1 protein-coding gene is annotated in these 575 nt (G+C 73.2%); it reads right to left on the bottom strand.

The window, feature by feature from the left end; translation table 11 throughout:
• Positions 1-174: 174 nt before the first annotated feature.
• On the bottom strand, positions 175-575 hold a 401-nt coding region (gene pcaG / locus GH736_RS24095; RefSeq protein WP_159607625.1), incomplete at its 5' end, for a protocatechuate 3,4-dioxygenase subunit alpha.

Here is a 575-nt window from a genome sequence, read left to right as displayed (position 1 = left end):
ACGTCGAGCCGGTCGGCCTGCGGATCCAGGAACTCGTCGAGCACGCCGCCCCACGCGCGCAGCAGCGCGCGCTCGACCTCGACCATCGCGGCGAGCACGGCGTCGTCGTCGGTGCCCGTCGCGTCGGCCGCGCCCGGATCGATGAGTCCCCAGTCCGTCATGCCACCATCCTCGTCAGACCTCGGTGCCGTAGTCGAGGAACACGGTCTCGCCGTCGCCCTGCAGGCGCACGTCGAACCGGTAGGAGCCCGGCGCATCCACCGTCGCGACGAGCGTGTCGCGGCGGCTCGCGTCGACGCGGGCGAGCAGCGGATCCGCGGCGTTCGCCTCCGCCTCGTCGCCGAAGTACGCCCGGGTGAAGAGGTGGTGCAGCACGCCGCGGGCGAACACCGCCACGAGCAGGTAGGGCGCCGAGCCCTCGCGCATGGCCCCGGGCTTGATCGTCGTGAACGAGTAGTGCCCATCGCGGTCGACCGCCGCGCGACCGAAGCCGGCGAAGCCGTGCTGGTCGCGGTCGAACGCGCCGCGTTCGGTCGACGGGCGGCCCGCGGCATCCGCGCCCCAGATCTCGATGA

Origin of the sequence: Agromyces humi (genome assembly GCF_009720255.1) — a bacterium.
Taxonomy (GTDB): domain Bacteria; phylum Actinomycetota; class Actinomycetes; order Actinomycetales; family Microbacteriaceae; genus Agromyces; species Agromyces humi.
This window is presented reverse-complemented; position numbering and strand designations above follow the sequence as displayed.